This is a genomic window from Kitasatospora sp. NPDC101801 (genome assembly GCF_044766665.1).
GTDB lineage: Bacteria > Actinomycetota > Actinomycetes > Streptomycetales > Streptomycetaceae > Kitasatospora.
Genome location: NZ_JBIWML010000023.1, coordinates 43,621 through 69,144 on the forward strand (window position 1 = coordinate 43,621; position 25,524 = coordinate 69,144).

The window sequence follows — 25,524 nt, forward strand, 5'->3', positions numbered from 1 at the left end:
GGTAACCCGGACCGGACGGGGGCGACCTGCTCCCCGGGGCGGCGCGGCCCGCCGTCGCCGGGGTGCCGCAAGGCGTGGGGGCGCGTCGCGGCACCCCGGCCGGCCGGGCCGGGGTCAGTCCTGGTCGAGCGAGATCGCCGCGACGGGGCAGCGCTCGACGGCCGAACGGACGGACCGTTCGTCCGCCGGGTCGGTACCGTCCGTCAGCAGGGTGACCAGACCGTCCTGCTCGTCCTGGGCGAAGACGTCGGGCGCGGTGTAGACGCAGGTCCCCGATCCGATGCAGCGTTCACGATGGACCGACAGCGGCATGGTGGCTCACCAGGTGACCGGTAGTGCGTCCAGGCCCTGGATGAGGGTGGCGCGCTTGAACGGGAGCTCCTCCACCGGCACCGCGAGCCGCAGGCCGGGGATCCGCGCGAAGAGGGTGTCGTAGACGATCTTCAGCTCGACCCGGACCAGGCTGGCGCCCGGGCACTGGTGGACGCCGTGGCCGAACGCCGAGTGCAGGCCGATCTCGCGGAAGATGTCCAGCTGGTCGGCGTTCTCGAAGACGCTCTCGTCCCGGTTGGCCGAGGCGGTCAGGTTGATGATGCCCTCGCCCGCCTTGATCTTGACGCCACCGACCTCCATGTCCTGGGTGGCGACCCGGGAGGGGGCGGAGTCGGCGATGCTGAGGAACCGCAGCAGCTCCTCGATGGCGTTCCGGGTGAGGTCCGGGTCGGCCTTCATCTGGGCGAGCTGCTCCGGGTGTTCGAGCAGCGCGGCGACTCCGAGCACGATCATGTTGGTGAGGGTGTCGAAGCCGCCGGAGATCAGCATCCGGGCCAGCGCGACGATCTCCTTGTGGTTGAGGTTGCCCTCCTCGGCGTTCCGGCTGACCACCCGTCCGACCAGGTCGTCCTCGGTCGGCGTCTCCTCCTTCGAGGTCACCAGCTTGTCGAGGTAGACGTCCATCTGGTGGATCGCCATGCCGACCTCCTGCGGCGTGACGTCGCTGCGCACCGTGACCTCGGCGAAGTCGCGGAACCCGGGGATGTCCTCCGGCGGCACGCCGAGCAGCTCGCACAGCACCAGCGAGGGGACCGGGATGGCGAGTTCGGTCAGCAGGTCCACCGGGCCGCCCTTGGCCAGGATCGCGTCGATGTGCTCGTCCACGATCTTCTGGATGCGCGGGGTGAGGGCCTGCATCCGCTTGAGGGTGAACTCGGGGATGATCTCCTTGCGGTGCCGACCGTGCACCGGCGGGTCCATCGCGACCAGCGGCAGCTCCATGGCCTGCAGGATGTCGTCCGGCACCGGCACCTGGAGCGGGTAGCCGGGGTGCTTGAAGTTGGAGCTCACGGTGGGGTCGGTGAGGACCTGACGCACGTGCTCCTGCCGGCTGACCGCCCACATCTCCTTGCCGGACACCGCGAGCGTGACCTTGGAGACCGGCTCCTCGGCGCGCAGCACGGCGTACTCGGCCGGCGGCTGGAACGGGCACTTCCGCTCCATCGGGAACTGCGGCGGGTCTTGTCTGAGGGGTGAGGTGGTGTCAATTTCGGTCATTTCCGCTCCCGTTGTTCGGTCCCTGGGACCAGTCGAGCACGTTTGCGAAAGGCAAGATATCGACTCCCTGCCCGGTTATCGACCCCCTAGTGAACCCCTTACAAAGGCCCCCGACCACCCCAGTCACCGGTACCGTTCCTGGACGCACCATCACATTCTTGGTACTGGCCATGTCAGATCGCCTGCGGCCGAAAACCCCCCGGCGGCTCAGGACGCCCTCTTGACGGATCATCACGCAACCGCATCCGGTACGAAGGGCTGCCGGAGTGCCGTTCCCCCACCGCGCTTGCTCCGGCCGGAGTAGTTCGGGACACGAATCGGCCACCCCCCCGCGTCGCCTGCCGTACGCTGACCCGCATGGCGAAATCCGCGACCCGGCGGCCGAGCGTCGTCGCCGGCTTGGTGCGCTCCGCATTCCTGGTGAATGCCGTGTACGCCGAGTCCGGCCGCATCTTCGGACTGACGCCCCAGCAGGGGCAGTTGCTGTGCGTCCTGATGGCGCAGCCGTACGGGATGACCGAACTCGGGGCCGTCCTGGGCCTGGCCAAATCCAGCCTGACCGGCCTGGTGGACCGCACCGCCCAGCGCGGCCTGGTGCGCCGCGAACCCGACCCCTCGGACCGCCGCGTCATCCGGGTCGCCCTCACTGCCGACGGTGCCGTTGCCGCGAAGGACTTCTACGCCGAGACCTGCCGCCGCATCAAAGTCCTGCCGGCCGGCCTCAGTACTCCCGAACGCGGCCAACTCGCACTGCTGCTGGGCCGGATGACGATCGACAACAAGGTTCCCGCCGTCTTCCTGGAACTCGACGAGAGCCACCCCGACCACGGATAGGTCCTCCGGTTCGACCACGAACTCCCACTCGGCAATCCCGTCGCCTCGTCGTCGTGCCGACGCCAGGCAGCACTCCGGAGCGGCAGCCGTCCCCATGCGGTGGCACCCTCGGGGTACCGGGTGATATCCAGACGGGATGATCCCGATTCCCGCCCCCCGCAGCTCCGCCTTCGACGCCGTCCTGTGCGACCTCGACGGTGTGATCCGCTTCTTCGACCACACCGAACTGGCCGAGCTGGAAAAGGCGGCCGGCCTGTCCCGGGGCAGCACCGCGCTGGTGGCCTTCGGCCCGGACACCGCTCAGCCGCTGATCCTCGGACAGCTCACCAGGCAGCAGTGGGAGGACTCGATCGCCGCCGGGCTGGCCGGCCGGGTCCGGACCGACGAGGCCCGCGCACTCGCCGCCGCCTTCACCGGCAGCCCGGTCCGGGCGGACCGGGAGGTGGTCGACCTGCTGCGCCGGACCCGACAGCACTGCCCCGTCCTGCTGGTCACCAACGCGACCCCGTGGCTGGCCGAGGACCTGGCCCGGCTCGGCCTCGCCGACCTCGCGGCGGGCGCGGTCAACAGCGCGCTGGTGGGCGCCGCGAAGCCGGACCACCGCATCTACCGGGTCGCCGCCGACCGGGCCGGCGTCGTACCCGAGCGCTGCCTCTTCGTCGACGACCGGCCGGAGAACGTCCGGGCGGCCGAGCAGTTGGGCATGACGGGTGTGCACTTCCGCAGCCCGGCCGATCTGCGCGCCGCGCTGTCCCCGGTGCTCGGGGTCAGCCCTTCAGACGCAGGTCCCAGATCGTGACCTCGACGTCCAGCTCACCGTAACTGCCCTGGGAGTAGTGGGTCTTGGTGACCTTGAGCAGGCCGATCGGCGAGGACTCGTCGACCACGCAGACCCGGTCGCCCGCCACCACGTCCACCTCCTTGTGCTGCTGGGTCAGCAGCAGGTCGCGGCAGCCCTGGGCGGTCGGCTCGCCGGCCTCGGTCCAGAGGGCGGAGGGGCCCCTGACCGCCATGCCGCTGCTGCCGCTGCGCTGTGCGGCCGGCTGGAAGAACGGCAGCGAGTCGCCCTTGGCCGGCGGCACCTGGGCCAGGTCGATGCCCTCCATGCCCAGCACCACCTTCCCGGTCCAGCGCACGGACACCCCGGCGGCCGGCGTCGGAGCGGGCTTCGCCGTGGCGGTCGCCGCAGTGGCCGGGTCGGGCGCCGGTGCGGGCGCGACCACCGAGGTGGCCGGCGCGGCGGACGGGTGCGGGCTGCCGCCGGTGAAGGCCGCGACGGCACTGGCCACGCCGGCCGCCGCGCTCACCACGGCCGCCACCACACCCCAGACCATCACCGGCGACCGCCGGTGGGCCTCCGTCGGCGCCGGCACCCCGGGAGGGGTCGGGCCGCCGAAGGAAGGTGGCTGGTTGTCCATCGAGTCCCCCGATGTTCTGGGCCGCGACCGGGCTCGCGCGGCGTTGGATCACCGGGCACGATAGCAACTCTGACGAGGTGTCGGCGGCCGGGTGCCCGGCCCCGGCCGGAGCGGGCTCAGAGCCCGTGCGCGACCGGGTGGGTGGGCTGGTAGAGCGGCAGCTCGAAACCGCTCGGCAGCGGGATCGCGGTGACCGTGCCCCAGCTCTGCCGGGTCGGCGGTGCGACCGGCTGGACGCCGTGCCCGGCCAGCCGGGCGAGCACGGCGTCCAGGTCGTCGCACATCAGGTAGCACTCGCTGTGCGGCGGGGCTTCGGTCGGATGGAAGGCCAGCTCGGCCGGCGGCAGCTTGAAGATCAGCCACCCACGGCCGGCGTCGACGTGCGCGAAGCCGAGCACGTCACGGACGAACGCCCGGTCGGCCTCGGCGTCCGAGCTGTGCAGAATCACGTGTGCGCCACTGAACATGACCCGATGGTAGAAGTCGCGCCGCCGACCGCCCGCGCGAACCGCCGGAGCGTCACCCCGGCCTTGATCAGGAGTCAGGACGCGGAGTGCGACCCGGCGGTCCGGCGTGCGCCGGGTGTACCAACCAGCTTCGATCCGTACTCCGCCGGTCTGTCACCACACCGGCCGCAACCGGCCAGAGGGGGCCAACCGGGCCAGGTCGTCGTGGAGTTGACGGAGCCGGTCGGGCCCCAGCACGGCGGCCCAGGGGACCACCGCCTCGGCCGCGGCCGCGTCGGCGGCGCGGGTGCACTCCCAGCCGCGACCGGTCAGTTCGATCAGTTTGGCGCGTGCGTCGGTGGGGTGCGGACGGCGTTCGACGTAGCCCTTGCGGACCAGTTCCTCCACCATCTGGCTGGCGGCCTGCTTGCTGACGCCGAGGTGTTCGGCCAGCTCGTTGACGGTGGCACCGCCGGGCGCCAGCCGGGCGAAGGCGAAGCCGTGGGCCGGGCGCAGATCGTCGTAACCGCGCCGGCGAACGCCCGCGTCGATCTCGTGGACCACCTCGGCGGTCAGCGCGATCAGCAGCGGAGGGATGCTCAGGGCGATGGGGTCGGGCTCGCTCATGCGCGAGATTGTGCCACTCATTCATGTCGTTCCCTTGACGGAATGGTCAAGTAGCTTGACCATATAGACAAGCAGCTTGTCTATTGAGAGCAGGGACGTATGCCCGTCATCCGCAGCGCCCGGACCACCGTGCACGAGATCCACGGCGCCCGGTTCACCCCCCACGCCAACCCCCGTACCGGCAGCGCCGAGCTCTGCGCCTGGCGGCTGGACGTCCCGGCCGGGACCCGGGGCACCGCACACATCGTCAGCCACGAGGAGATCGTCCACCTGCTCGCGGGCGCGCCCGACGTCGTACTGGACGGCGAGCGGAGCACGCTGGCCCCCGGCGACACCGTGATCGTCCCGGCCGGGTCCAGCTTCTGCCTCGACAACCCCGGCGAGTCGGCCGCCACCGCCTGGGTGACCACCAGCGTCGGCCTCAGCGCCACCCTGGCCGACGGCACGGTGCTCGCCCCGCCGTGGGCCAACTGACCGGTCATCGTCGGACGGGCCGTCAGCCCTCGTACGGGAGCAGCTCGGCCCGCTTCGGCGCCCGCCCGTCGCCGGAGGACCGGCCGGTGAGGCGGCGCCCGATCCAGGGGCCCAGGTGCATCCGCAGCCAGCGCAGGTCGGCGCGCAGTTTCGCGCTCCGGCCGCGCGGCGCGGCGGGCGGCAGCGGCGCCCGCCAGTCGAACGGGGCGGGGCGGCCGAGCGCCTCCAGCACGGCGACGGCCACCCGGCGGTGACCCTCCGGCGAGAGGTGCAGCCGGTCCTCGTCCCAGAGCCGGCGGTCGTCGAAGCAGGGGGCGGAGAAGAGGTCCACCACCACCAGGTTGGGGTGGGTCCTGGCCAGCCCCTCCACGAACGCCTTCATCTGCAGGATCGGGGCCAGCAGTCGGGCGCTGCCGCCGAGCCGCCTGGTCGGGTCGGTGCTGGTGAACATCACCACGGTGCCGCCGCCCGCGAGCAGGCGCTCGGCCGACCGGCCGAGCAGGTCCTCCACCCGGGCCACGTCGCAGCCCGGCCGCAGCACGTCGTTCAGCCCGCCGGCCAGGGTGACCAGCTCGGCGCCCATCGCGACGGCGGCCTCCAGCTGCTCGTCGTGGATCTGGCCGATCAGCTTGCCGCGCACCGCCAGGTTGGCGTAGCGGAAGCCTGGCCCCTGCTCGGCGGCCAGCGCCCGGGCGACCCGGTCGGCCCAGCCGAGGAACTGCCCGTCGGGCAGCAGCTCGTCGCACATGCCCTCGGTGAAGGAGTCCCCGACGGCGACATAGCTGCGGTACGTGGTGGTGGTGTCCATAGGGGAACGATCGTACGCGCCGGGTTACCGGCGGGTGGGTGGCGGTCCGGAATATCGGGTGGCGGATCACCCGGGGTGCTGGTTGCATGCGCGCGTGACCGATCTCCTCGACCGCATCGAGCGGTACTACGACACCGTGCCCCGCGCCGCCGCCCGAGCCGAGGGCTTCGGGCCGCTCTCGCTCTTCGTCCGGGAGGGCGAGGGCTGGCCCTACTACGGCCGGCCCGCCCTCGACTGGACCGGGGCGGCCGTGACGGTCGCGGACGTGGACCGGGTCCGGGCCCGGCAGCGCGAGCTCGGCGTGCCGGAGAGCTTCGAGTGGGTCGCCGAGACCAGCCCCGCACTGCGGGCCGCCGTCGAGGGCTCCGGGCTCCACGTGCACGAGCACCCGCTGATGGTGCTCGATCCGACCGCGCCGGCCGTCGCCACCCCCTCGGCCGCCGCCCGGGTGGTCGGTGCCGACGACCCGGCGCTGGCCGAGGCGCTGGCGGTGGCCTATCTCTCCTTCGGCGAGCCCGGCACCGCGATCGGCACCGCAGGACCGGACGAGCTCGCTGCCCTGACCGCCCAGTTGACCGCCGACGGCACCGCGGCCCGGACCGCCGGACGGATCCGGGACGGCCTGACCGTGGTGGCCGCCGCATTCGGCCCGGACGGCACCGCCCTGGGCGGCGGTCAGCACCAACCGGTCGGCCCGGTCAGCGAGTTGGTCGGTATCGGCACCCTCCCGTCGGCCCGCCGCCAGGGTGTCGGGTACGCGGTCACCGCCGCCCTGGTCGCGGACGCCCGGGCGCGCGGGGTGGAGACGGTCTTCCTCTCGGCGGGTGACGACGACGTGGCCCGGATCTACGCCAGGCTCGGCTTCCGGCCGGTCGGCACCGCGCTGATCGCCGAGCCCGCCGCGTGAGCGGCAGTGAGCCGGGACCGCACCTCGACGGCGCGGCCCCGGCTCACTGCCGAGCAGGCGTCAGAACTGCAGCGCCCAGCGGTCGATCCTGCCGGTGTCGGCGGCGGCGTTGTCGCTGACCCGCAGCTTCCAGACGCCGTTGGCCACCTCGGCGGAGGCGTTCACGGTGAAGGTCCCGATCACGTTGTCGGCGCTGCCGCCGTCCCCGTAGTTCTTGATCGGGTAGGTCGAGCCGTCGGGCGCGACCAGGTCCACCTTCAGGTCGCCCTGGTAGGTGTGCTTGATGTCCACCTCGACGCTCAGCGCGGCCGGGGCGTTGCCGGTCACCCCGCTGACGGTGACCGGCGACTCGACGGTGCTGTTGTCGGCGATCGCGTAGTCGGCGGCGTTCTCGAACTTCGGCCCGGTGGGCGGGGTGGTGCTGCCGGCGCCGACGTTGAGCAGCTTGTTCGGCGAGCCGGTGCCCGGGTTGGTCACCACGCCGCTGGTGGCGTTGGCGACCAGCGCGGTGGCCACCTGGGCCGGGGTGTCGGTGCGGTGGTCGGCCAGCCAGAGGGCGGCCGCGCCGACCACGTGCGGGGTGGCCATCGAGGTGCCGGAGATGGTGTTGGTGGCGGTGTCGTTGGTGTTCCAGGACGACTTGATGCCGGAGCCGGGCGCGAAGACGTCCACCAGGCTGCCGTAGTTGGAGAAGCTGGACCGCGCGTCGGTGTTGGTGGTCGACCCGACCGTGATCGCCTCGGCGACCCGGGCCGGGGAGTGCGTGCTCGCGTTCTGGTTGTCGTTGCCCGCCGCGATCCCGTACGTGACGCCGGAGGCGATCGAGCGGCGGACGGCCGCGTCCAGCACGTCGTCCACCCCGCCGCCGAGGCTCAGGTTGGCGACGGCCGGCTTGACCGCGTGGGCGGTCACCCAGTCGATGCCCGCGACCACCTGCTCGGTGGTGCCGGAGCCGGAGTTGTCGAGCACCCGGACGGCGACGATCTTCGCCTTCTTGGCCACCCCGTACGAGCTGCCCGCGACCGTACCGGCCACATGGGTGCCGTGGCCGTTGCCGTCCTGGGCGACGTTGTCGTTGTCGATGGCGTCGTAACCGTTGCTGGCCCGGCCGCCGAACTCGCCGTGGCTGATCCGCACCCCGGTGTCGATGATGTAGGCGGTGACGCCCTCGCCCGCGGTGTCGGGGTAGCTGTAACTGCTGTTCAGCGGAAGGGACTTCTGGTCGATCCGGTCCAGCCCCCAGGACGGCGGGTTCGGCTGGGTGGTGTCGGCGTGGAAGGTGCGGTTCTGGCTGACCACGGCGACCGCCGGGTCGGCGGCCAGCCGCTTGGCCTGCGCCTCGGAGAGCCGGGCGGCGAAGCCGTTCAGCGCGGCCGAGTAGGTCCGGGTGACGGTGCCGCCGTACTTCCCGGCCAGCGCCTTCCCCTGGTCCGAACTCGCTGCCACGAAGCCCTGGTTGAGTACCACGACATAGCTGCCGGGGACGGTGCCCGGAGCACCGGCGTTGGCGATCACACCTTCGGCTCCGGCCGAGGCCGCCGCCGGCAGTGCCGAGCCGACACCGAGGGCGAGCACGGCCGCGGTGGCCGCCGTGGCGGCGACGAAGCCGCGCCGGGAGGGACGTATCACTGCCATCGGGGGATTCCTCCTAGGTGGGGGCGTACGTGCTCGACTGCCCGACGGGACCCGGCACTTGGGGCCGGTCAGGGCAGGGCGGCGCAGTGGACAGGCCAAATGGGCATGCCCATGACAACAGAGAAGACGGATCGGGCCGCGACTGGTGTCCGGCCGCCAGCGAAAGGTTCGCGCATCGGCGACCGGGCACACAAGAGCCGGGCCGGATTGTCACGTGCAGGACACATTCGACCGGCGTTCAGCCGCCGTCCACACCGGCGATGACGGTCCGTCACGGGCCGACGGCGACCCGGACGGCCGATCGGCCGCCGCCGGTTTCAGCCCTCGACGGCCCCGGCCGGATCGCCGGTCACCCAGTGCTCGCGGACCGCGTCGGTCGGGCGCTGCTCACCCAGCACGCCCAGCCCCCAGTCGCCCAGCGCGGCGACCACCCGGCGCAGCATCAGACCGTGCTCGGTGAGCTGGTAGACCACCGCATTGGCGGGGCGCTCCAGCTTGCGGCGCACCACCACGCCCTCGCCCTCCAGCTGCTTGAGCCGGGTGGCCAGGATGTCGGTCGACACGCCCGGCAGATCGGCGTGCAGGTCGGTGTAGCGGCGCGGTCCGTCCAGGAGTTCACGGACGATCAGGAGGCTCCAGCGCTCCCCCACCGCGTCCAGGGCGCGGGCGACGGCGCAGTACTGGTCGTAGCTTCGGCGTGGCATGTGGATCAGCATAGCCAAAAGGTTGGACTTTCCAAGTGGTTACTTGGTAGAACAAAGCAACCGAATGATGGCGCGGTGCGACGGTCGGGAGGCCGCAGTGGAGTTTCGGCAGTCCAGCAAGCTGGCGGGCGTGTGTTACGAGATCCGCGGCCCGGTGGTCGAGCAGGCCAACGCGCTCGAGGAGGCCGGGCACAGCGTGCTGCGGCTGAACACCGGCAACCCGGCCCCGTTCGGCTTCGAGGCGCCGGAGGAGATCCTCCAGGACATCATCCGCAACCTCCCCAACGCGCACGGCTACAGCGACTCGCGCGGCATCCTGCCCGCCCGCCGCGCGGTGGTGCAGTACTACCAGCAGCGCGGCGTCAGCGGGGTGACGGTCAATGACGTCTACCTGGGCAACGGCGCCTCCGAGCTGATCCAGATGGCGGTCCAGGCACTGGTCGACGACGGCGACGAGGTCTTGGTCCCGGCGCCGGACTTCCCGCTCTGGACGGCGGTGGTCCGGCTGGCCGGCGGCAAGGCGGTGCACTACCTGTGCGACGAGGAGGCGGAGTGGTACCCCGACCTCGACGACATCGCCTCCAAGATCAACCACCGCACCAAGGCCATCGTGGTGATCAACCCGAACAACCCCACCGGCGCGGTCTACCCGAAGGAACTGCTGCTCGGCATCCTCGAACTCGCCCGTCGGCACGGCCTGATGGTGCTCGCCGACGAGATCTACGACAAGATCCTGTACGACGACGTGGAGCACCACTGCCTCGCCGCGCTCGCCGACGACGTCATCACCCTCACCTTCAACGGCCTCTCCAAGGCGTACCGGGTGGCGGGCTTCCGGAGCGGCTGGCTGGTGGTCTCAGGACCCAAGCAGCACGCCAAGGACTACCTGGAGGGGCTCACCATGCTCGCGGGCATGCGCCTGTGCCCCAACGTCCCGGCCCAGTACGCCGTGCAGGCCGCACTCGGCGGGCACCAGTCGATCCAGGACCTCACCCTGCCGAACGGCCGGCTCACCGAACAGCGCGACGTCACCTGGCGGGCGCTGAACGAGCTCCCCGGCGTGAGCTGCGTCAAGCCCAAGGGGGCGCTGTACGCGTTCGCCAAGCTCGACCCGGCCGTGCACCGGATCGTCGACGACGAGCGCTTCGTGCTCGACCTGCTGCTCCGCGAGAAGATCCACATCGTCCAGGGCACCGGCTTCAACTGGCCGCGCCCGGACCACTTCCGCTTCGTCACCCTGCCCCGGGCCGACGACCTGGAGACCGCGATCAGCCGGATCGGACGCTTCCTCACCACCTACCGGCAGTGACCCCGGTGAAGATCGCTGGCGGGGCGGCGGGTCCTTCTGGCACGATGCCGCGATGACCACCGTCTGGCCCCCGCCCCCCGTCGTCCCCGCCGGCCGGATGGCCGAGCGCGCACAGCCCGTGCTCGACCTGCCCGGCGGACTGGAGCTCCGGCCCTGGCGGCCGGAGGACGCGGAGAGCCTGCTGGCCGCGAGCCTCGACCCGGCGATCCGGCAGTGGAGCCTGTTCGCGCTGGGCACGGCCGAGGAGCACGCGGCCGGATCGCCCGGATGCACGAGCGCTGGCGCGCCGAGCAGGGCGCGATCTGGGCGGTCGCCCGTACCGACGGCGGCCCGGCCATCGGCCTGGCCGGCTGGAACGAGGTCGACCTCCAGGGCGGCAGTGCCGAGATCCTGTACTGGCTGCTGCCGCCCGCCCGGGGCGGCGGGGTGGCCGTGGCCGCCACCGAGCGGATCAGCCGGTGGGCGCTGGACGACCTCGGCCTGCATCGGCTGGGGCTGCGCCACTCGGTGGCCAATCCGGCCTCCTGCCGGGTGGCCGAGAAGGCCGGCTACCGACTCGAGGGCACCCTGCGCAGCTCCCAGCTGCACGCCGACGGCTGGCACGACATGCACCTGCACGCCCTGGTCCAGGGCGACCGCTGAGGGACCGTCACCCGGCCCGGCCCGGTGTCCGGACGCCCGTGAAGGTGATCGGGCGCCGGAGCCGGAAGCCCAGCGCCCCGTACAGCCGGATCGCGTCGGTGTTGTCGCCCGCCGCGTGCAGGAACGGGGTCTCGCCGCGCTCCCGGACGCCCGCCGCCACCGCCAGCAGCAGCCGGGAGGCCAGCCCCTCGCCACGGTGCGCGGGGTCGGTGCAGACCGCGCTGATCTCGGTGTGGCCGGGCGGGTGCATCCGCTCGCCCGCCATCGCGATCAGTGCACCGTCCCGGCGGATGCCCAGGTAGCCGCCCATCTCGACGGTCCGACTCAGGAACGGCCCCGGCCTGGTCCGTTCGACCAGCGCGAGCATCTCCGGCACGTCGGCGGGCCCGAGCCGCACCGCCTCAGGATCCGCCTTGCCGAGCACCTGCTCGCCGACCAACTGCACGCCCTCGATCCGGAACGGCACCTCCCAGTCGGCGGGCGGGACGACCGCCGCGTCGATCGCTAGCAGCACCACCGCCCCGGGGCCGGCCAGTTCGGCCAGCTCCGCCCAGTCCGCCGCCACCGGGCGGTCCGGCAGTCCGTGGAAGGGCGTCATGTCGGCGGGGTACCGCACCGACCGCCCCCGCCACTCGGCGAACCGGGCGTGCGGCCCGGCCAGTGACGCCACGACCGGGTTGTCCAACGGGTGCGACTCGGCCATCAGGTTCCCGTTCCGATCTCCCGCGCCCCCTCGGCACGGCCCGGTTCATCGTAACCAGAGCGTCCGGGGCGGCCCGGTCGGTCTCAGACCGACCGGCCCGTGGTGGGTGGATGAAGGAGCGGTGGTGGGGTACGTGGCTCGGCGGTGCCGAGGAGGGAGTCCCTGCGGAGCATCGGTGACCGACGAGACGCCGGCGAGGTGCGGGCCCCGGCGACGCGACGCCGCCCACCATGGGCCGGTCGGTCTAGGCTCGCCGCCATGACCGTGCTCCGCTCCGTCGCCCTGTTCGCCGTCGCCGCCGTCGCCGAGATCGGCGGCTGCTGGCTGATCTGGCAGAGCGTCCGCGAATCCCGCCCGTGGTGGCTGGCCGGCCTCGGCATCCTCGTCCTCGGCGGCTACGGCTTCTTCGCCGCCCTCCAGCCCGACTCGAACTTCGGCCGGGTGCTCGCCGCCTACGGCGGGGTCTTCGTGGCCGGTTCGCTGCTCTGGGGCATGGCCGTCGACGGCTTCCGCCCGACCCGGTCCGACGTCCTCGGCGCCGTGATCTGTCTGGCGGGCGTCGCGGTCATCATGTACGGCCCCCGCCGCTGACGCCCCGTGGGCGTCCTCGGCACGGCCACCGGGAGCAAGTACAGTGCCGGGGGTACCGCTCGAGTACCGGAGCCGTCCTGGAGGGAAGTCCATGGCCAAGCCGCCCGAGGTCGGAGCGTCCGCTCCGTCGTTCACCCTGCCCGGCCTGCTGCTGGCCGAGGACATCGCCGAGCGGCGCGAGTACCGGTTGGAGGAGGCCAAGGGCCGCCCGCTGGTGCTGGTCTTCTACCCCGGCGACGACACCCCGGTCTGCACCAAGCAGCTCTGCGAGTACACCTCCGACCTGGACCGCTTCAAGAACCTCGGCGCCACCGTCTGGGGCGTCAGCCCCCAGGACCTGGACAGCCACGAACGCTTCGCCCGCAAGCACCGCCTGGCCTTCCCGCTGCTCGCCGACCCCGACCGCGCCGTCGCCCGGGCCTACGGCATCAGTGTCCCCGGCCTCGGCCTGCGCCGCTCGGTCTTCATCCTGGACGGCGGCGGCACGGTGACCTGGCGTCACATCGCCCTGGCCGGGCTGACCTTCCAGCACACCGACACCCTGGCCACCCAGCTCGCCACCCTCACCGGGGGCTGAGCCTCCGCGCACGTAGTTCTTGAGGAACTCCGTCGGCAGCACGGACCCGACCGGCGCCGCCCCTACCGAGGTGGAGAGGTGGCTCTGCGGCCGAGGTCAGGCCCGGGTGAAGGAGTGGCACTCGCCGAGTGGGGTGAAGCCGCGGCGGGTGTACCAGTGCCGGGGCCAGTCGTCGGCGTCGGCGACCAGGAAGCGGAGCGGCTGGTCGGCGGCCAGGTGCAGGGCGGTGGCGAGGACGGTGTCGCCGTGGCCCCGGGCGGTCCGGTCCAGGGCGGTGACCAGGTCCTCGATCTGGGCGATGCCGGTGCCGGGGTCGCGGTAGAGGTCGGCCCAGGCGGCGACCCGGCCGTCGGCGCCGCGGGCGCCCAGGAAGAGCACCTCCGGCGCACCGTTGCGGCGGGCCGCCCGACGGGCGATCAGCTGCTCGACGGTGTCCTCGGAGACCTCCGGCATCCAGTCCCGCAGTCGGGCCCGGTACGGGACGGCCAGGTCGGGGACGTCCACCGGTTCGGCGGGCACCGCGGGGGCCGGGGTCGGGCCCCGGTGGGCGAGCACCACCTCGGTCATGTGCCGGTACCCCGCCGCCTCGAAGAGCGCCACGCAGGCGGCGCCCGACTCCGCGTCGTAGACCGTCAGTTGGCGGTGCCCCGCGTGGGCCAGCGCCCGGTCCGCCAGCGCGAGCAGCTCGGTCGGCCGGGCCGGGCCCTCGATGTGCAGCTGGTTGTGCTCGTAGGACAGCGGGTACGCCTCGTGCAGCGCGAGGAAGCCCCCGGGCAGCTCCCGGACCTCGGTGGCCTGCCGGCGGGCGAAGGCGGTCCGGAAGGCGTTGGCGCGCAGCAGCTCACTGGTCGGCATCCGCCGATGGTAGGGCAGGGCGGACGGCGGCCGAAGGGAATCGCGCCCGGCCGCCCGCACCCGGCGGGGCAGGCCGATTCGCCACCACAGCGGAGAAATGACCGACTTGTCCGGTTCTTGTGGCATGCTGGCCAGCGGAGTCGAGCCCAGTACCGGAGGCAACCGATGTACGGAATCAAGAGCCCGCTGCCGGACGCCGACCGCAAGGTCGTCGGCGAGGCATTGCAGGGCGCGCTGGTCGACCTGGTCGACCTCTCGCTGGTGGCCAAGCAGTTGCACTGGAACGTGGTCGGGCCGAGGTTCCGCTCGGTCCACCTCCAGCTGGACGAGGTGGTGGCGCTGGCCCGGCTGCACGCCGACACCGTCGCCGAGCGGGCCGCCGCGATCGGCATCTCGCCGGACGGCCGGGCGAAGACCGTCGCCGACACCAGCGGCATCTCCACCTCCCCGGAGGGCCAGGTGGTCGACTCGGCCGCCGTCGGCACCCTGGTCGAGGCACTGGCCGCCGTGATCACCCGGATGCGCGGCCGGATCGACGCCACCGCCGACGCCGACCCGGTCAGCCAGGACATCCTGATCGGCCTCACCGCTGACCTGGAGAAGTACTCCTGGATGGCCCAGGCGGAGAACTCCGCCTGACCCGTCCGGTCACCGCAGCCCCCGGCCGCCCACCGTGCTCTTCGGTGGGCGGCCGTGCCATGGCAGGATGATTGACCGAACGTCAACACACGGGGTGCGGGCGAAGGTTCGCAGGCGGACCGGGAGCAGGGGGCAGCGGCGTATGAGCGGTGACAGGTTCGGGGTCTCGTTGGGCGAGCTGGCCGAGATCCAGCGGGACTGGCAGCAGATGAGCGAGCGGATGGCCGAGATGAGCGCCAAGCTCGGCCAGATCAAGAGCACGGTGGCCAAGGCGGTCGCCACCGACCTGATGGCCGCGCCGTTCGCCGGGATCGTCGGCTTCGCGGCGGTGGCAGGCCAGGTGGCCGGCGAGGTCGCGGAGATCAACGAGCGGGCCGAGAAGCTCCAGCAGACCAAGGAGAAGCTCACCCGGGCGATCGCCGAGGACGTCCAGAAGCTCCAGTCGGTGATCAAGGCGTACCAGGAGGCGGACCGCAAGATCGAGGAGGATCAGCGGAACCAGGACAAGGACCGCCAGCAGCCCGACAAGCCCAAGCCGGTCGGCAACGACGACGGCCGCGGCCACGGTAAGGGCAACGGTCACGGCAGCGGCGGCGACCAGGGCGGCAACGACTCCGGTGACCAAGGCGACAAGGGCGGCGACCCGGACGCCAAGCCGTCGCACGAGGGCAAGATCGGGGTCAAGGACGTCGAGTACGGCGGCCGTGGCTCCTGGAAGAGCGGCGAGGCCGCCGTCCGGGACTACATCAGCCAGACCCTGGACCTGATGGGCATCACCGACCCGGCCGCCCGCGAACAGTGGACCAAGGGCCTGCTCACCATGGCCGGTCGCGAGTCCTCCTTCAACTCCCTCCCGCTGGCCAACGGCTGGGACAGCAACGCCACCGGCCCGAAGCAGTCCGACGGCTTCCCGGCGAACTCCTCGCGCGGCCCCTGGCAGTGCATCCCGAGCACCTTCGCCGCCTACCACCAGCAGGGCACCTCGACCAACATCTACGACCCGGTCGCCAGCTGCGCGGCCTCGATGAACTACATGATGGACCGGTACAACGTCTCCCGGGACGGCCACGACCTGGCCGCCAAGGTCCAGCAGGCCAACCCCGGCAAGAGCGCCCGGGGTTACTGACCCGCCCGCGACGGCGGCCGGGGCACGGTGCCCCGGCCGCCGGCCCGCACCGGTCAGACCGGGGTGCCGGGCAGCTCGCGGTAGGCGGCGGCCAGCTCGGCGATCAGCGGGTGCCCCGGAGCCAGTTCGACCCCGTCCACGGCGGCGATCGGACGGACGCCGATCGCGGCGTTGGTGGCGAAGGCCGCGTCGTAGCCGGCCAGCCCGGCCACCGGCACGGCTTCGCGCCGCCCCGGCCGCAGCCCGCGCAGCAGTTCCAGCGTCGTCCCGGGCAGGTGCGCCGCCTCGGGCCAGACCGGCTCGCCGTCTCGGACCAGCCCGATGTTCCAGGTGCCGCCCTCGCTCACCGCACCGGCGTGGTCGACGAACAGCGCGTCGTCGTACCCGGCCAGCTGCGCGGCCCGGCGGTGCCGCAGCGCGCCGAACAGTCCGACGCTCTTCACCTCGGGCTGCTCCCGGACGTACCGCACCGAGCGCACCCGCAACGGCGCCGGCAGTGCGCCGTCGCCCGCCGGACGGGTCGTCACCAGGACGGCGGGGTCGGCCCGCCCGCCCAGGCTGCCGAGGTCGAGCGCGGGGTCGAAGACCGTCACCCGCAGCAGGACGCTGCCGGCGGCGGGCACCGCCCGGCGGGCGTACGAGCGGACCAGGTCGAGGTCCAGCTCGGTGTCGAACAGGGCCCGGCAGTCCCGCCGCAGCCGGTCCAGGTGGAGCGTCAGCCCGCGCACCCGGCCGTCGGTCACCCGCATGGTGGTGAAGTGCCCGTAGTTGGTGAGCGCCAGGGCCTGGAGCTCGGCCGGGCGCACCGGCCTGCCGTTCAGTTCCGTCACGCCCCGAAGCATGCCAGGCCGTCGGCCCGCGCTCAGCCCGGCAGGCCCTCGCGGATCCGCCGGGAGACCGCGAACTCCTGCAGGTCCAGCGTGCCGGGCGACTCCGCCAGGCCCGGGCCGCCGGCCTTCACCCAGTCGGTGATCTCGTCCAGCATGTCGTCCGCCAGCACCCAGCCGAGCCAGACCGGGCGGCCGCCGGCCGCCCGCCCCTCCGCCGACGGGCTGACCACGACCACGTTGGAGTGGTCGCAGGCGTCCAGGCAGGGCACCGCGCGGACCCGGCCGGCCGCGCCGACGCCCTCCTTCAGCCGGACCAGCTGGGCCGCGTGGTCGACCTCCGGGTGCCGTCGCTCCGTCCCGCAGCAGCAGCCCCGGCAGACCGTCACCGTCACCGGTGCGGCGGCGGCCGGCTTCTCGCGCGCCTTACGAGCCATCAGATTCCCTCCCACGCCCTCCGAGCCGGCACCCCGGGCCCCTGACGTGCACCTTACCGCCCGCCCCGGCCGGGCAGCCGGGCCCGGTCGATCCGGGTCAGCCGAGTGCGCCGAGCACGAAGCCCGCCACCAGCCCCAGCGCGTTGGTGGCCCAGTGCAGACCGGCCGGCGCCAGCAGGCTGCCGCTGCGCCGTCGCAGTTCGCAGAACAGCACACCGGCCAGGCCGGTGAACAGGACGGTGCCCAACTCCACCAGCAGCACGCCGAGCGCCGAGCCCCCGAACAGCGGGGTCAGCGCGGGCTTGTCCTCGGAGAGGTGGAGCGAGGGCAGCACGTGCCAGAGCCCGAACAGCAGCGCCGAGCCGGCCGTGGCGACCCGGACGTCCCACTCCTTGCGGAGCAACCCGTAGAGCACGCCGCGGAACCCGACCTCCTCCAACAGCACGGTGCCCAGCGGAATCCGGACCAGCACCTCGAAGGCCACCGTGCCCGCGCCGTCCCCCTCGGTCCTACGGTCGGTGAACAGACCCTGGGTCAGCGGCAGCAGTCCCGCCGCCAGGTAGCCGGCCGCCACCACCCCGATCAGCACGCCCGCCCACCGCGCCCCGCGCGCCCACCCGGCCCGGTCCAGCCCGGCGTCGGCCGCCGTCCCACCGGCCAGCCGGAGCACGCCCAGCAGCACGGCGGCCGTCAGCGGCGCGGTGAGCAGGTACCCGGAGGGCGCGATCCGGTTGTTCAGGAGGTTGGCCAGCACCAGCACCAGGACGGTGACCAGCACCCCCGCCCGTCCGGAGATCCGTGCCCCGTCGCCCACCGTCGCCTCCTCATGGCCCGCCCTCATCCTCGGGCCTGCCCGCCCCGTTCGCCCGGGGGCACGACGGGCGGGGCGGGGATCGGTGGCGGCCCGAAACTTTTTTCCGGCGTCCGGTCACATCCTCCGGCGCCCGTCCGTCGGTGCAGTGAAGACCGCAGCCCAGTGAAGACCGCGACCAGGCCGACCCGAGGAGCCACCATGACGAAGAACCCGATCTCCCGGATGCCCAACCCAGGCGAGTTCGTTCCGGAGCTGGCCGACGTCAGCGCCGCGCTGTTCAAGGCCACCGGCAACCGTTCCGTGCCCCGCAGCACCGTCAACCTGATCCACCTGCGGGCCGGACAGATCGTCAACAACACCTACCTGACGATCCTGAACACCGGATTCCTCCGCAAGGCCGGCGAGACCGAGGAGCGCATCACCGCCGTCTCCTCCTGGCAGGACGCCCCGTACTTCACCGGTCCCGAGCGCGCCGCCCTCGCCCTGCTCGAAGCCACCCTCCAGCCCGCGCCGCACGGCCGCGAGCGGGTCACCGACGAGCTCTACGCCGAGGCCGCCGCACACTACGACGACAAGGCCCTGGCCACCCTGACCGTCGCGATCGGCCAGATCAACTTCTTCATCGCCCTCGCCGTCATCGGCAAGCCCCAGCCCGTGGCCTCCCTCGCCGACCAGCAGTGGGACTGACCCCGGCCCACTGACCCCGGGCCCATGACGCCGGGCCCGGCGTCATGGGCCCGGCGGAGGTTCAGGACCGCAGCTTCGGCAGCACGGCCTTGGCGGTCACCGTCATCGCCCCGTACGCCGCCTCGGTCTCGGCATCGGTCAGCATGGTGTTGCTCTGCACCTGCACCTCGCACTCCAGGTTGCTGTCCCGGACCACCAGGCGGAGGTCGGCCAGCCACGGGGAGTCCTTGACGTTCTCGTAGCGGTAGGCCGCCTTCCCGATGCCGGACTCCTTGGTGACCCCCTTCTTCGACTCGCCGGAGGCCGCCCGGAAGCCCCGCTCGTACATCTCGACGGCGGTGGCCACGTTCTTCCAGGCGCTGCACCGCACGATCGACCGCCCGTCCACCGTCCCGGACTTGGCGAACGGCTGCAGACAGGCGGCGCCGCTCGCCACGGTGGGATCGCTGCCCGTCTCCTGCCCCTTGGGCGGCTCCGAGCTCTTGGCCACGGCGGCCGCCAGGGCGCTGAAGTCGATGTTCTTGCAGATGTCGTCCGGCGGCCGGTAGTCGCCCGGCCCGTCCGTCTTCTCCGCCGGCGCCGCCGACACGGGGGCCGCGTCCGCGGACGGGCCGCCGTCGCTGCCGCACCCCGCGAGCACACCGGCGGCGATCACCACCCCCAGCGCGGCCCCGCCCGACCGCTTCCCAACTGCCCTACCCCAGCGCTTCATGACGCCCCCTCAGCTTCCCCTGGTCATCCCGGGCAGGCTAACGGACCACCGCCCGACGGGAGGCCGGATGCCGGTCACTGGCCGGTTCTGCCCCCGCCCGACCGCAGCCAGGCATCCACGGCGACGAAGTCCGCCGTTGTGAGCCCGCACCGGGCGTCCACTCGGTGCAGCAGCGCCGGCCCCGGGTGACGGGCCGCCACCCAGGCCCGGTCGGCGTCGGTGAGCTCGTCGTCGACCCAGACGAACGGCCGGCCGGCCGCCCGTTCGACCAGGGTGGCGGTCTTCCAGTGCAGGCCGGCCGGTTCCTCCTCGGACGGCTCCGGCCAGCTCACCACCGGCAGCTCCGGCAGGCCGAGCCAGGAGGCGACGCACTCGTTCGCCTCGGCCATCCAGGTGGTGGCCCAGACCAACTCGCAGGGCAGCGCGAGCAGTCGGGGCCCCAGCGCGGGATCGGCCCGGGCCAGCAGCGGGTTGTCGCCGGGCGGCCGGCGGCCGGGCGTGTCGTACCTCGGGTAGCCCTCCGGCCGGTCCGCCCCGAACGGGATGACCGGGCCGTCCACGTCCAGGAAGAGCAGCGGGAGCGCCGTCACCCCGTGGCCTTCGCCGCCGCCCGGCCGGCCGCACGGCCGGAGAACAGGCAGCCGCCGAGGAAGGTGCCCTCCAGGGAGCGGTAGCCGTGCACGCCGCCGCCGCCGAACCCGGCCGCCTCGCCCGCCGCGTAGAGGCCGTCCAGGACCGAGCCGTCGGCGCGCAGCACGCGCGAGTCGAGGTCGGTCTCCAGGCCGCCGAGGGACTTGCGGGTGAGGATGTTCAGCCGCACCGCGATCAGCGGGCCGGCCTTGGGGTCGAGCAGGCGGTGCGGGGTGGCGGTGCGGATCAGCTTGTCGCCCAGGTAGCGGCGGGCGCCGTGAATGGCCGTCACCTGGAGGTCCTTGCCGAACGGGTTGGCCATCTCGCGGTCCCGGGCCTCGATCTCGCGGCGCAGCTCCGCCTCGTCGATCAGCGCGTCCGGCGTCTTCGCGTTCATCCCGGCCACCAGCTCGGTCAGCGAGTCCGCGACCACGAAGTCCGCGCCGTGCTTCTTGAACGCCTCGACCGGTGCGGTGGCGCCGGGCAGCGCCCGGCGCAGCACGTCCCGGACGGACTTCCCGGTCAGGTCGGGGTTCTGCTCGGAGCCGGAGAGCGCGAACTCCTTCTCGATGATCTTCTGGGTGAGCACGAACCAGGTGTGGTCGTGACCGGTCGTCATGATGTGCTCCAGCGTGCCCAGGGTGTCGAACCCGGGGAACAGCGGCACCGGCAGCCGCTTGCCGCGCGCGTCGAGCCAGAGCGAGGAGGGGCCGGGCAGGATCCGGATGCCGTGCTTGGCCCAGATCGGGTCCCAGTTCTCGATGCCCTCGGTGTAGTGCCACATCCGGTCGCCGTTGATCAGGTGGCCGCCCGCCGCGCCGGCGATGCCGAGCATCAGGCCGTCCACGTGTGCCGGGACCCCGGAGAGCAGCTTCTCGGGGGGCGTGCCCAGCCGGGCCGGCCACGCCTTGCGGACCAGCTCGTGGTTGCCGCCGATGCCGCCCGAGGTGACGATCACCGCCTGCGCCCGCAGCTCGAAGGAGCCGGCCACCTCGCGCGAACTGCCTTCGCCCCGGGCCACCGTGCTGGGCACCAGCACCTCGCCGGTGATGGTGTCCACGGCACCCGCCGAGGCGGCCAGGCCGGTCACCCGGTGCCGGAACCGCAGCTCCACCAGCCCGCGCGCCACCGCCGCCTGCACCCGGCGGACGAACGGCTCGACCAGCCCGGGCCCGGTGCCCCAGGTGATGTGGAACCGCGGCACCGAGTTGCCGGGACCGCTGGCCAGCAGGCCGCCGCGCTCCGCCCAGCCGACCACCGGGAAGAACCTGACGCCCTGTCCGTGCAGCCAGGAGCGCTTCTCACCGGCCGCGAAGTCGACGTACGCCTCGGCCCAGCGGCGCGGCCAGGCGTCCTCGGGCCGGTCGAAGCCCGCCGTGCCGAGCCAGTCCTGCCAGGCCAGCTCGTGCGAGTCGTGGATCCGCATCCGCCGCTGTTCGGGTGAGTCGACCAGGAACAGGCCGCCGAAGGACCAGTGGGCCTGCCCGCCGAGCGAGGCGGCGGGCTCCTGGTCGAGCAGGATCACCTTCCGTCCGGCGTCGGCCAGTTCGGCGGTGGCGACCAGGCCCGCCAAACCGGCCCCGATCACGATGACGTCGGCGTCCAGTGCCACGGATGACCCTCCAGGGTGAGCAGGCGTGTCCGGATTCTGCGGCCTGCGGCGCACCAGGTCAACCGGCCGGTAACCGCCCACCGGGCCGCTCCCCGGCGGCCGGGAATTCCTCCGCTCCACTTCGTAGCGGATATTCGCCGTCAAACGATCCACTCCGGAGCGTAATTCCGAAGACAGTTGACGGATATTCGGGAATTCCGAACAGCGCTCTGGACAGCCCAATTAACCTGCCAGTAACTTACCAGTCAGTAGCCGTGGCCAGGGCCTACCCCCACCCGTTCGCCGTTTCTCTCCACCCCTCAGGAGGAACCGTGCTCAGCCCTGCCCGAAAGCGTCTCCCCGCCGTGCTCGGCGGCCTGTTGGCCACCGCCGCACTCGCCGCGCTGACCGCACCGACCGCCCACGCCGGGACGGGCGCGGGCCCCTATGTGGCACTCGGCGACTCGTTCGCGGCCGGCGCCCTGGTGCCGAACCAGTCCGGCGGGCTCTGCCTGCGCTCGGACCAGAACTACGGCCACCTGGTGGCCGCCGCGCTGAAGAGCACCGCGTACACCGACGTCACCTGCTCGGCCGCCAAGACCAAGCACCTGACCGAGGCCCAGTATGGCGTCTACGCACCACAGTTGAACGCCCTCAAGGCCGACACCTCGCTGGTCACCCTGGGCATCGGCGGCAACGACCTCGGGGTGAGCGACCTCGGGGTGGCCGAGCTGATCGCCACCTGCGTCGGCGGGGCCGTGGTCAACCCACTCGGCACGCCCTGCAAGGACGTCTACGCCCACGGGCACTGGGCCTGGCAGGACTGGCGGTTCCAGTGGGTCTACGGCGAGGACGACCTGCGGAGCCGGATCGCCGCCGCCGCTCCCCAGCTCGCGGACGGCCTGCGCCGGATCCACGCCAAGTCTCCCAACGCCAAGGTGCTGCTGGTGGGTTACCCCTCGGTGGTGCCCGCGAACGGAGCGAACTGCATCGGCCGCCAGCCGGTCACCCCGGGCGACGTGGAGTACCTGCACGGCGTGCTGGGCGACCTGAACGCCATGCTGGCCAGGACCGCCGCCGCGAACGGCGCCACCTACGTGGACACCGCCACCCCGACCAGGGGCCATGACGCCTGCTCGGACACCCCGTGGATCGAGGGCCTGATCCCGCAGTCCCCCGCCGCCCCGTTCCACCCGAACGCGGCCGGTGAGCGGGCGATGGCCGGCGCGGTGCTCAAGTCGCTCGGGAAGTAGCCGGGAACGACGACGGGGCGCGGACCGGAACTCCGGTCCGCGCCCCGTCAGTTCGGCGTCACGGCTTGATGCGGACGATCTGCGGGTCGTGGTCGCTCGCCTGCTGGGCGAACTCGCTGTTGATGTGCACGATGTCGTACTTGGCGTGCTTCACCGCCGGGCTGACCAGGATGTGGTCGAGCACCTGCGAGTTGCCCTGGAAGACGTACGAGTACCGCTGGCGCTCCGGCAGCTCGTTCACCAGGTCGCGCAGCACGCCGTCCTTGGTGAGCGTGCTCAGCGCCGGGGAGAACTGGTAGTCGTTGAAGTCGCCGAGCGAGACCACGGCGGCCTTCGGGTCGGCGGCCAGCAGCTTGGCCAGGAACGCCTGCTCCAGCGTGGCCTGCTTGATCCGCTGCACCTCGGAGCTGCGGGTCGGCTGCTGGAAGCGGCTCTCCAGGCCCTGGTCGCCACCCTTGCTGTTGAAGTGGTTGGCGATCACGAAGACCTTCTTGCCCTTGAAGGCGAACTGACCCACCAGCGGCTTGCGGCTGCTGGCCCAGGCGTCCTCGGCCGGCTCGATCCGGCCGGGCGAGGCGGTCAGCGCGGTGGCCTTCCCGGTACCGGTGATCCCCACGGCCGTGGTGGCCGAGCCGCCGGGGATGTCGGTGAAGGAGACCCGGGCCGGGTTGAACAGGAAGACCTGGCGGATGTTGCCGCCGGGCTCGCCGCCGTCCTTGTTGTTCTCCGGGTTGATCGAGCGCCAGTCGTACGCCGGGCCACCGGCCGCCTTGATCGCGGCGACGAACTTCTGCACGGTCGCGGCGGCGTCCACGGTGCCGTCGTTGACCGCGCCGTTGGCGTCCTGGACCTCCTCCAGGGTGAGGATGTCGGGCGAGCGCAGGTTGGTGACGATCCCGGCCGCCAGCTCGGCGAACTTCGAGTCCGGGTCCGACGGGTCGAGGTTCTCCACGTTGTAGGTGGCGACGGTGAGTTCGCCGGCCGCCGCCTCCTTGGTCACCTCGCGCTCCAGACCGTTGTCCTGGCGGGCGCCGATGGTGTTGGCGATCAGGGTGTAGCCGCCGAAGCGGTTGTAGTCCAGCGGACCGTCGGTGACCCCGGTCAGCTCGTCGCCGACGTTGGCCACCGGGAACGGCCGGTCCGCCTCCAGCGGGGCCGACTGGACCATCAGGCGGCCGGAGTTGGGGTTGTCGTAGCCCAGGTACATCACGCCACCGCGCTTGGACTTCTCGTCCTTGCGCCGGGCCGCCACCCACAGCTCGTGGAACTGGTCGGTGGCCTGGATCACCCGGACGTCCTTGACCTGGACGTTCATGCCCTCCAGCGACTCGTACCGGTCCAGCGCGAAGCTGCCGGGCTGCAGGGTCAGGCCCTCGATCGAGCCGCCCGCCGCGTCCGGGGCGTACGGCACCGGGATCGACTTGTCGTTGAGCACGAACGGCGCGGGCACCGGGTTGCCGGCCGACAGCACCTTGATCGACGGCGCGGTCAGCTGGGTGAGCGACTGACCGCCCGCACTGGCGGCCGGGTAGTACTCGGCGACCTTGCCGGTCACCAGCACCGAGTCGCCCACCTTGACGGTCGGGTTGGCGCTGCCGGTGTAGACGAACAGGCCCTCGCTGGTCGCCGGGTCGGCGTCCGGGTTCGGGTCCTGGATCCAGAAGCCCTTGGAGCCGTACGCGCGGACCGCGGTGACCACGCCGGGCACGCCCTGCAGGGTCTGGCCGGCCAGCGGGGAGACCCGGGTGGTGCCCTGGATGTCGTGGATGCGCGCGGTGCCGGGCTCGGTCGGCTCCGGCGGGGTGTCGCCCTCGGGGACCTCGCCCTTGCTGTTCACCGGGCTGGTCGGTCCTGCCACCAGGTCGGCGGCGTTGTCGTCGGTGTCCGGCAGCCCGGCCTTGCGGGCCACCGAGGCGGTGTTGCCCGCCCCGGCGACCGGGCCCGAACCCTCCCGGACCACCGCGGTGCCGAAGCCGACCAGGTCCTTGATCCGCGGCTCGGCGGCGCAGTCGGCGGCGGTCTTGCAGGTCAGCGGCGCGGTGCCGTTCACCAGCGCGACGGTGCCGCTGGTGCCGGAGAGCGCCAGCGTTCCGGTGGCGTCCGGGGTGGGCAGCGCCACGGTGCCGCCGGTACCGGCGGACTCGGCGATCAGGTAGCGGGCGCCGGGGGCGACCGAGCCGGTGAGCGGGGTGACGCCCCACTGCGAGCCCGCGCTCGGGGTGCCGGGCAGGTACTGCACGCTGTACCCGGCCAGGCCGAAGGCCGCGGTGCCCTTGTTGGCCAGCTCGATGAAGTCGTTCTTCAGCGTGGCACCGGAGTTGCCACCGCCGCCGTACACCTCGGAGATCACCGCGTCGGCGGAGGTCGCGGCGAACGCCCCCGGGAGCGGGACGAGCACGAGCGAACCCGCCACGGCGACGGGCAGGACGGCCGCGCGCAGCAGGCTGCGGCGGGAACGGCGGGGAGCGGTGGACTTCGTCACCGGGCAGAACTCCTCGGTTCATGCTCCGACGCTCGTGGGGTCGCCGGGAGCTGAGGGTGGGTCAGGCAGCGCAGGACGGCGCACTACCCGCGTAGATCATCCGCCGGGCTGATCCGGCGGGCCCCAAGATACGCGCGTAGAAAATGACCCGACAAGGGGTTGCCCGTTAACAGTTGGAAACCACCCGGAGACGGTCGGCCACCAGGTACGACGAAGGCCCGGGCCGGGAGCCCGCACCTGGCGGC

Annotated in this window: 29 protein-coding genes; 12 read left to right on the plus strand and 17 right to left on the minus strand. The window is 72.5% G+C overall.

Features of this window, described 5'->3' with window-relative positions:
* Window positions 1-114: 114 nt before the first annotated feature.
* Window positions 115-312, minus strand: a complete 198-nt coding sequence (locus ACIRPK_RS23365) for a ferredoxin (protein WP_403041221.1) — start codon at window positions 310-312, stop codon at window positions 115-117.
* Window positions 313-318: 6 nt separating this feature from the next.
* Window positions 319-1,551 carry a cytochrome P450 gene (locus ACIRPK_RS23370; protein WP_403041222.1) on the minus strand — a complete coding sequence of 411 codons (1,233 nt, stop codon included), beginning with the start codon at window positions 1,549-1,551 and terminating at the stop codon, window positions 319-321.
* 357 nt (window positions 1,552-1,908) lie between these two features.
* Between ACIRPK_RS23370 and ACIRPK_RS23375 the strand changes: the two genes are divergently transcribed.
* Both ACIRPK_RS23375 and ACIRPK_RS23380 read left to right on the plus strand, forming a co-directional pair.
* The gene (locus tag ACIRPK_RS23375) at window positions 1,909-2,385 is read left to right on the plus strand and encodes a MarR family winged helix-turn-helix transcriptional regulator (RefSeq protein WP_403041223.1); all 477 of its coding nucleotides are present in this window, start codon (window positions 1,909-1,911) and stop codon (window positions 2,383-2,385) included.
* Window positions 2,386-2,521: 136 nt separating this feature from the next.
* Window positions 2,522-3,184 carry an HAD family hydrolase gene (locus ACIRPK_RS23380; RefSeq protein WP_403041224.1) on the plus strand — a complete coding sequence of 221 codons (663 nt, stop codon included), beginning with the start codon at window positions 2,522-2,524 and terminating at the stop codon, window positions 3,182-3,184.
* Here ACIRPK_RS23380 and ACIRPK_RS23385 read toward each other — a convergent pair.
* The 3 genes from ACIRPK_RS23385 to ACIRPK_RS23395 form a co-directional block, all read right to left on the minus strand.
* Window positions 3,153-3,803 carry a hypothetical protein gene (locus ACIRPK_RS23385; protein ID WP_403041225.1) on the minus strand — a complete coding sequence of 217 codons (651 nt, stop codon included), beginning with the start codon at window positions 3,801-3,803 and terminating at the stop codon, window positions 3,153-3,155. The two genes, ACIRPK_RS23380 and ACIRPK_RS23385, sit on opposite strands and share 32 nt — an antisense overlap.
* Window positions 3,804-3,919: 116 nt before the next feature.
* Window positions 3,920-4,270 (minus strand): VOC family protein, encoded by a 351-nt coding sequence (locus ACIRPK_RS23390; RefSeq protein WP_403041226.1) that lies wholly within the window; start codon window positions 4,268-4,270, stop codon window positions 3,920-3,922.
* Window positions 4,271-4,423: 153 nt separating this feature from the next.
* Window positions 4,424-4,876 (minus strand): MarR family winged helix-turn-helix transcriptional regulator, encoded by a 453-nt coding sequence (locus tag ACIRPK_RS23395; protein ID WP_403041227.1) that lies wholly within the window; start codon window positions 4,874-4,876, stop codon window positions 4,424-4,426.
* Between the two features lie 99 nt (window positions 4,877-4,975).
* Here ACIRPK_RS23395 and ACIRPK_RS23400 point away from each other — a divergent pair, with 99 nt between their 5' ends.
* Complete coding sequence (locus tag ACIRPK_RS23400; RefSeq protein ID WP_403041228.1) at window positions 4,976-5,350, plus strand: cupin domain-containing protein; 375 nt, start codon at window positions 4,976-4,978, stop codon at window positions 5,348-5,350.
* Window positions 5,351-5,372: 22 nt separating this feature from the next.
* On the opposite strand, the gene ACIRPK_RS23405 is transcribed toward ACIRPK_RS23400, so the two are convergent.
* The gene (locus ACIRPK_RS23405) at window positions 5,373-6,158 is read right to left on the minus strand and encodes an SGNH/GDSL hydrolase family protein (protein WP_403041229.1); all 786 of its coding nucleotides are present in this window, start codon (window positions 6,156-6,158) and stop codon (window positions 5,373-5,375) included.
* Window positions 6,159-6,252: 94 nt separating this feature from the next.
* Here ACIRPK_RS23405 and ACIRPK_RS23410 point away from each other — a divergent pair, with 94 nt between their 5' ends.
* Window positions 6,253-7,065 (plus strand): GNAT family N-acetyltransferase, encoded by an 813-nt coding sequence (locus tag ACIRPK_RS23410; RefSeq protein WP_403041230.1) that lies wholly within the window; start codon window positions 6,253-6,255, stop codon window positions 7,063-7,065.
* 60 nt (window positions 7,066-7,125) lie between these two features.
* Here the strand turns inward: ACIRPK_RS23410 and ACIRPK_RS23415 are convergent, their stop codons facing one another.
* Together ACIRPK_RS23415 and ACIRPK_RS23420 are read right to left on the minus strand one after the other, a co-directional pair.
* Window positions 7,126-8,700 (minus strand): S8 family peptidase, encoded by a 1,575-nt coding sequence (locus ACIRPK_RS23415; RefSeq protein WP_403041231.1) that lies wholly within the window; start codon window positions 8,698-8,700, stop codon window positions 7,126-7,128.
* A 317-nt stretch (window positions 8,701-9,017) separates the two neighbouring features.
* The gene (locus ACIRPK_RS23420; protein WP_403041232.1) at window positions 9,018-9,404 is read right to left on the minus strand and encodes a winged helix-turn-helix transcriptional regulator; all 387 of its coding nucleotides are present in this window, start codon (window positions 9,402-9,404) and stop codon (window positions 9,018-9,020) included.
* A gap of 97 nt (window positions 9,405-9,501) precedes the next feature.
* Between ACIRPK_RS23420 and ACIRPK_RS23425 the strand changes: the two genes are divergently transcribed.
* Window positions 9,502-10,713 carry a pyridoxal phosphate-dependent aminotransferase gene (locus tag ACIRPK_RS23425; RefSeq protein ID WP_403041233.1) on the plus strand — a complete coding sequence of 404 codons (1,212 nt, stop codon included), beginning with the start codon at window positions 9,502-9,504 and terminating at the stop codon, window positions 10,711-10,713.
* Between the two features lie 267 nt (window positions 10,714-10,980).
* Window positions 10,981-11,355 (plus strand): GNAT family N-acetyltransferase, encoded by a 375-nt coding sequence (locus tag ACIRPK_RS23430; RefSeq protein WP_403041234.1) that lies wholly within the window; start codon window positions 10,981-10,983, stop codon window positions 11,353-11,355.
* Window positions 11,356-11,362: 7 nt separating this feature from the next.
* Here the strand turns inward: ACIRPK_RS23430 and ACIRPK_RS23435 are convergent, their stop codons facing one another.
* Window positions 11,363-12,058, minus strand: a complete 696-nt coding sequence (locus ACIRPK_RS23435) for a GNAT family N-acetyltransferase (RefSeq protein ID WP_403041235.1) — start codon at window positions 12,056-12,058, stop codon at window positions 11,363-11,365.
* A gap of 258 nt (window positions 12,059-12,316) precedes the next feature.
* On the opposite strand from ACIRPK_RS23435, the gene ACIRPK_RS23440 reads away from it, so the two are divergent.
* Window positions 12,317-12,649, plus strand: coding sequence for a YnfA family protein (locus tag ACIRPK_RS23440; protein ID WP_403041236.1), 333 nt, complete (start codon window positions 12,317-12,319; stop codon window positions 12,647-12,649).
* A 91-nt stretch (window positions 12,650-12,740) separates the two neighbouring features.
* A complete protein-coding gene (locus ACIRPK_RS23445; protein WP_403041237.1) occupies window positions 12,741-13,226 on the plus strand; it encodes a peroxiredoxin in 486 nt (161 codons plus the stop codon).
* 96 nt (window positions 13,227-13,322) lie between these two features.
* Here the strand turns inward: ACIRPK_RS23445 and ACIRPK_RS23450 are convergent, their stop codons facing one another.
* Entirely contained in the window at window positions 13,323-14,081 is a 759-nt protein-coding gene (locus ACIRPK_RS23450) for a GNAT family N-acetyltransferase (protein WP_403041238.1), read from the minus strand.
* A 165-nt stretch (window positions 14,082-14,246) separates the two neighbouring features.
* Here ACIRPK_RS23450 and ACIRPK_RS23455 point away from each other — a divergent pair, with 165 nt between their 5' ends.
* Both ACIRPK_RS23455 and ACIRPK_RS23460 read left to right on the plus strand, forming a co-directional pair.
* Window positions 14,247-14,720 (plus strand): Dps family protein, encoded by a 474-nt coding sequence (locus ACIRPK_RS23455; protein ID WP_403041239.1) that lies wholly within the window; start codon window positions 14,247-14,249, stop codon window positions 14,718-14,720.
* Window positions 14,721-14,862: 142 nt separating this feature from the next.
* A complete protein-coding gene (locus tag ACIRPK_RS23460) occupies window positions 14,863-15,846 on the plus strand; it encodes a hypothetical protein (RefSeq protein WP_403041240.1) in 984 nt (327 codons plus the stop codon).
* Window positions 15,847-15,899: 53 nt separating this feature from the next.
* Here the strand turns inward: ACIRPK_RS23460 and ACIRPK_RS23465 are convergent, their stop codons facing one another.
* The 3 genes from ACIRPK_RS23465 to ACIRPK_RS23475 all read right to left on the minus strand — a co-directional run bounded on the left by ACIRPK_RS23465 (window position 15,900) and on the right by ACIRPK_RS23475 (window position 17,924).
* The gene (locus ACIRPK_RS23465) at window positions 15,900-16,676 is read right to left on the minus strand and encodes an aminotransferase class IV (protein ID WP_403041241.1); all 777 of its coding nucleotides are present in this window, start codon (window positions 16,674-16,676) and stop codon (window positions 15,900-15,902) included.
* Between the two features lie 32 nt (window positions 16,677-16,708).
* Entirely contained in the window at window positions 16,709-17,110 is a 402-nt protein-coding gene (locus tag ACIRPK_RS23470; protein WP_403041242.1) for a (2Fe-2S) ferredoxin domain-containing protein, read from the minus strand.
* A 97-nt stretch (window positions 17,111-17,207) separates the two neighbouring features.
* On the minus strand, window positions 17,208-17,924 hold the full coding sequence (locus ACIRPK_RS23475; protein WP_403041243.1) for a lysostaphin resistance A-like protein: 717 nt from the start codon (window positions 17,922-17,924) through the stop codon (window positions 17,208-17,210).
* A gap of 198 nt (window positions 17,925-18,122) precedes the next feature.
* Between ACIRPK_RS23475 and ACIRPK_RS23480 the strand changes: the two genes are divergently transcribed.
* A complete protein-coding gene (locus tag ACIRPK_RS23480; RefSeq protein ID WP_403041244.1) occupies window positions 18,123-18,611 on the plus strand; it encodes a carboxymuconolactone decarboxylase family protein in 489 nt (162 codons plus the stop codon).
* Between the two features lie 61 nt (window positions 18,612-18,672).
* Here ACIRPK_RS23480 and ACIRPK_RS23485 read toward each other — a convergent pair whose 3' ends face one another.
* From ACIRPK_RS23485 to ACIRPK_RS23495, 3 genes are all read right to left on the minus strand, one after another.
* Entirely contained in the window at window positions 18,673-19,323 is a 651-nt protein-coding gene (locus tag ACIRPK_RS23485; RefSeq protein ID WP_403041245.1) for a hypothetical protein, read from the minus strand.
* A gap of 74 nt (window positions 19,324-19,397) precedes the next feature.
* Window positions 19,398-19,913, minus strand: a complete 516-nt coding sequence (locus tag ACIRPK_RS23490; protein ID WP_403041246.1) for an HAD domain-containing protein — start codon at window positions 19,911-19,913, stop codon at window positions 19,398-19,400.
* Window positions 19,910-21,565, minus strand: coding sequence for an FAD-binding dehydrogenase (locus ACIRPK_RS23495; protein WP_403041247.1), 1,656 nt, complete (start codon window positions 21,563-21,565; stop codon window positions 19,910-19,912). Before ACIRPK_RS23495 ends, ACIRPK_RS23490 begins: the two co-directional genes overlap by 4 nt.
* Before the next feature lie 311 nt (window positions 21,566-21,876).
* Between ACIRPK_RS23495 and ACIRPK_RS23500 the strand changes: the two genes are divergently transcribed.
* The gene (locus tag ACIRPK_RS23500; protein ID WP_403041248.1) at window positions 21,877-22,797 is read left to right on the plus strand and encodes an SGNH/GDSL hydrolase family protein; all 921 of its coding nucleotides are present in this window, start codon (window positions 21,877-21,879) and stop codon (window positions 22,795-22,797) included.
* A 58-nt stretch (window positions 22,798-22,855) separates the two neighbouring features.
* Here the strand turns inward: ACIRPK_RS23500 and ACIRPK_RS23505 are convergent, their stop codons facing one another.
* A complete protein-coding gene (locus ACIRPK_RS23505) occupies window positions 22,856-25,279 on the minus strand; it encodes an endonuclease/exonuclease/phosphatase family protein (RefSeq protein ID WP_403041249.1) in 2,424 nt (807 codons plus the stop codon).
* Between the last annotated feature and the right edge of the window lie 245 nt (window positions 25,280-25,524).